Origin of the sequence: Kitasatospora sp. MBT63 (assembly GCF_000710465.2) — a bacterium.
In the GTDB taxonomy this organism is placed as follows: domain Bacteria; phylum Actinomycetota; class Actinomycetes; order Streptomycetales; family Streptomycetaceae; genus Kitasatospora.
Genome location: NZ_JAIZ01000813.1, coordinates 1 through 4,141, shown reverse-complemented (window position 1 = coordinate 4,141; position 4,141 = coordinate 1). Strand labels below are relative to the sequence as shown.

3 protein-coding genes and 1 pseudogene are annotated in these 4,141 nt (G+C 74.5%); 1 reads left to right on the top strand and 3 read right to left on the bottom strand.

Going from position 1 to position 4,141, the window contains the following annotated elements:
- Positions 1 to 18: 18 nt before the first annotated feature.
- From AA75_RS42790 to AA75_RS42780, 3 genes are all read right to left on the bottom strand, one after another.
- The gene (locus tag AA75_RS42790) at positions 19 to 489 is read right to left on the bottom strand and encodes a hypothetical protein (protein WP_033825955.1); all 471 of its coding nucleotides are present in this window, start codon (positions 487 to 489) and stop codon (positions 19 to 21) included.
- A 391-nt stretch (positions 490 to 880) separates the two neighbouring features.
- Positions 881 to 2,425, bottom strand: coding sequence for an FAD-dependent monooxygenase (locus tag AA75_RS42785; protein ID WP_033825954.1), 1,545 nt, complete (start codon positions 2,423 to 2,425; stop codon positions 881 to 883).
- Between the two features lie 20 nt (positions 2,426 to 2,445).
- Positions 2,446 to 3,576 carry an NAD(P)/FAD-dependent oxidoreductase gene (locus AA75_RS42780; protein WP_033825953.1) on the bottom strand — a complete coding sequence of 377 codons (1,131 nt, stop codon included), beginning with the start codon at positions 3,574 to 3,576 and terminating at the stop codon, positions 2,446 to 2,448.
- A 202-nt stretch (positions 3,577 to 3,778) separates the two neighbouring features.
- On the opposite strand from AA75_RS42780, the pseudogene AA75_RS42775 reads away from it, so the two are divergent.
- Positions 3,779 to 4,141, top strand: a pseudogene (locus AA75_RS42775) (AfsR/SARP family transcriptional regulator); the annotation flags it as partial.

The window sequence follows — 4,141 nt, the reverse complement described above, 5'->3', positions numbered from 1 at the left end:
GCAGAACCCGAAGAATGATCACGACATCACACAGGCCCTAAGCGCCGAGACCGTGACGTCGGTCAGGTGTACGCAGACCTTGGCGGCCTGGGCCCCGTCGGCACCTTCGGCGGCGTACGGGATGGCGATCTGGAGAGCGGCGGCGCCCGTCCAGGCGTAGGCGGCGCCGGGCGTCGGCAGGTCGCGGTCGTCGTCCAGCGCCCCGGGAAGGGCATCGCCCAGGACGCGGGAGGAGATGGACTCACCCCGGCCGATCGTGACACCGCCGGTGGCGAGTTCGACGCTGCCGGGACCGCCTGCCTTCCCCGAGGCGCCGGGTGCGGCGGGGAAAGCGGTCTCGAACATCGCCGCGTCCACGACCGGCCCGAGCCTGCGCACCCTGACCGTCCACGTGCGCGCCTGGACCGGAGCGACCGCCGCACCGACGGCCCCCCAGTCGTCCTGGCCCAACGCGCCGACGATGTCCGCGAACAGCTGCTTGTCGCCCATGGGCGGGTTCCTCTCTCGTGTACCGGACGCGACGTCCTCGGTCGCAGGCTCCCGTACGCCGCCCCGGGGCGGGGCGGGTACCGAGCCGTCTGCGCGGTCCGAGGCAGTGCGACCCTCGCGAACGCCGGACACCCGCGCCAAGCCCGGACCCGTCCGGCCACCCCACCGGGCTAGACGGTTACCCCGATCGGGCCCCACCGCTGCCGAACGTCCCAGCCGGGATGCTGCGGCGTCCCGGGGCACGCGGGGGACGGCTTGCACCACCCAGGCGCGCGGCAGGCCCACTTCGCAGTGCCCCGGTGCTCGCCGCCCGCCCGGCCAGCCCCCGCTGTTGCTCCCGGACCGCAGCCTGAGCCTGTTCCGACGGACGACCGGGAACGGGGTGCTTGCTTCAGCTGTCCGGGCGGCCGAACCACCGGTCGGCGGCCCGTTCGAACGCCGGGCGATCGGGGTCGCGGTCACCTGCCCAGGCGACGGTGCCGTCGGGCCGGACGAGTACGGCGCCCAGGCCGAGGTCGTCCCTCGCCGGGCCGACCGCGTACCGTATCCGGCCCTGCCAGCCCAGCGCCGGACCGTGCAGGGCCCGGTCGGCGCCGAAGTCGAGCAGGACGCCTCGTCCGTCGTGCATCAGGTCACCGAGGCGGGTGCCGTCCGCAAGGCGGAAGTCCGGGGCGCTGCGGCCGGTCAGCGGGTGGTCGTTGCCGAGGTCGTAGCGGTAGGACGATCCTGAGGTCCGCTCGAACACGTAGGTTGTTCCGGCCCGGGTCGCGAGCAGGTCCCGGACCACCCCTTGGATCGCCCGGGCATGCGGGTCCGGCCGCATGACCGCCACCTGGGCGCGCGACCAGTCGAGCACCTGCGCGCCGATCGGGTGGCGCTCGCGGGTGTAGGTGTCGAGCAGGCCGTCCGGCGCGCACCCGTGCAGGGACGCCGCGAGCTTCCACCCCAGGTTGACGGCGTCGCCGAGGCCGAGGTTGAGTCCCTGGCCCCCGAGCGGGGAGTGGATGTGGGCGGCGTCGCCCGCGAGCAGCACGCGCCCCTGCCGGTAGGTCGTCGCCTGCATCGCCCGATCGGTGAAGCTCGAGGCGAGACGGACCTCGGTCAAGGTCACGTCGGTCCCCGACACCCGGCGCAGGACCGCCTGGAGGTGGTCGCGGGTCGGTGGCTGCGAGCGGTCGAACGCGCCGCCGTCGAAATCCATCATGCCGATGTGCCCGGGCACGTGTGTGCGGAGGTACATGCCGGTCGGCGTGAGGTTGAACCCGGGGCGCAGCTTCTCGGGGTCGGCGACGGTGGCGAGCACGGCGTAGCCGGTGAACTGCGGCTCGGTGCCGACGAATTCGAAGCCCGCGAGCCGGCGCACCGTGCTGCGTCCGCCGTCGCAGCCGACGAGCCAGCGCGCCGCGTACTCGTGCCCGCCGGCCAGCGCGACCACGCCGTCGTCGTCCTGGGTGACGGCCGACACCGTGACACCGCGAACGATCTCCACGCCGAGCTCGGATGCGCGCTCGGTCAGCACCGTCTCGATCGCTTCGAGGTTCGTCATCACGCCCTCCGCCGCCGGGCCGGGAAGCCGGAACGGCAGGGCGGCGAGGTCGACCCTGGCCGGATCGAGCATCATGCCGGCGAAGTGGCCCGCGCTGCGCGGGGAGGCCGGCACATCGGTGTCGGTGTCGGTGCCGGGGGCCGCGGCCGAGGCCGTGCCGGGGTCGTCGCGGAGGCCCGAGGCCGTGAGCAGCGGGTGCAGCATCCCGCGGCGGTGGAACGCCTCGACCGACGCGGCGGACAGGCCCCGCATCCCGAGCGGTTCCGCCTTCCACGGGGAACGGGGCTCCGGCTCCCGCTCGAGCACCACGACCGAGCTGCCCGCGAGGCCGAGCTCGCAGGCGAGGAACAGGCCGACCGGGCCGGCGCCCACGATCACGACGTCATGCACGAGATCTCCTCCTTGACGGCTCATCGGCCGGTCCCGGTGATCAGGTCGGTCAGGCCCCGGGCCGTGTTGTCGCGAGAGTCGATCCCCAGGACCGCGGCGCCTTCGAAGACGACCTCCTCGGTGGGACGGACGAACATCGCCTGCTCGTACGCGGTGAGCGCGGCCTCGACGTCGTCGGGGTACGCGGCGATGGCCGTCCCGAGTTCGGCGGCGTCGAGCATGGCCAGGTTGGCGCCTTCGCCGTTCGGGGCGACCAGGTGGGCGGCGTCGCCGACCAGGGTCACCCCGGGCACCCGGTCCCAGCGGTGCCCGATCGGCAGGGTGTAGTGGGGGCGCAGGACCGGGGCGGTGTCGCCGTCGGTGATCAGCGCGGTGAGTTCCGGCGCCCAGCCGTCGAACTCCCGCGCGACCCGCTCGGCCGCCGCGGCCGCATCGGTGAAATCGACGGCGGCGAACCACTCCTGCGGCTCGGTCAGCGTCACGTACGTGTGCAGGGTGTCGCCGCGCTCCCGATGGGCGAAGATCTCCCTGCCCTGCGAGGGCACGATCATCGACCCGCCGCCGACCGCCTTCGCGGCGGCCGGGTGCCGGGTGTCGGCGTCGAACAGGTAGACCTCGACGAACGACCTACCGGCGTACTCGGGTACGGCGTCGGAGAGCAGCGGCCGGACCCGCGACCACGCCCCGTCCGCGCCGACCAGCAGGTCGGTGACGACGGTCCCGCCGCCGGCGAACGTCACCTCGTGACGCCCATCGCCGAGGGCACGGGCACCGGTGACCTTGCGGCCCCACCGGACGGTGCCGGCCGGGAGCGAGTCGATCAGCATCTGCCGCAGCTCGCCGCGCTGCACCTCGGGGCGGCCGCCCGTGCCGTCGTCGCCCTTCTCGAACAGGACGGTCCCGTCCGGCCCGAGGACCCGAAGCCTCTGGCGGCCCTCCACGACGATGGCGCGGAACTCGTCCATCAGGCCGGCCGCCTCGATGGCGAGCTGCCCGTTGTAGTCGTGGATGTCGAGCATCCCGCCCTGGGTTCGCTCCGTCGGGGAGGACTCGGCCTCGTGGACCGTGGCCGGAATGCCGTGGACGTGCAGGACGCGGGCCAGGACGAGGCCCCCGATTCCGGCACCGATGATCGTGACAGGGCTGTGCATGGTGGTGTCCCTCCCGGGATCGAGGCCGCCCGGAGCGCTCGGGCGGCCGCCGCTGGAACGTCGGGCACCCAGAGACTGACGCGGCCCGCTCACACCGGGCACACACGCCACTGACACCCGCCGCCCCGCGTACGGCCTGCCGGAACAGCCGGGACACCGCGCCGATTTGGGGGCACACAAGTGCGCGCGCGAGGATCGGGGGATGGACGGGGACACGCGGCTTCGCCTCACGCTGCTCGACACCTTCCGGGCGACCCGCGGCGACGCCGCCCTGCCCGTACCGGGGGCGCGCCTGCAGGCGCTGGTCGTACGGCTGGCGCTCGCCGGCGGCCGCCCGGTCGCACCCGGTGTCCTGGCCGACGCGATCTGGGCCGACACCCCGCCGGCCGGCCCCGCCCACGCCCTGCACACCCTCGTCTCGCGGCTGCGCCGGGCCCTCGGATCGGCCCGCGCCGTCGCGCAGGTCGCGGGCGGCTACCGGCTGGACGTGGACGCCGCCGACGTGGACGCGCTGCGGTTCGAGCGGCTCGCCGCCGCCGGCCGCGACCGCCTGCGCGCCGGCGAC

Bases quoted from the DNA above. Each gene is read 5' to 3' on its own strand.
- AA75_RS42780 (WP_033825953.1), bottom strand. From the start codon at position 3,576: ATGCACAGCCCTGTCACGATCATCGGTGCCGGAATCGGGGGCCTCGTC.
- AA75_RS42790 (WP_033825955.1), bottom strand. From the start codon at position 489: ATGGGCGACAAGCAGCTGTTCGCGGACATCGTCGGCGCGTTGGGCCAG.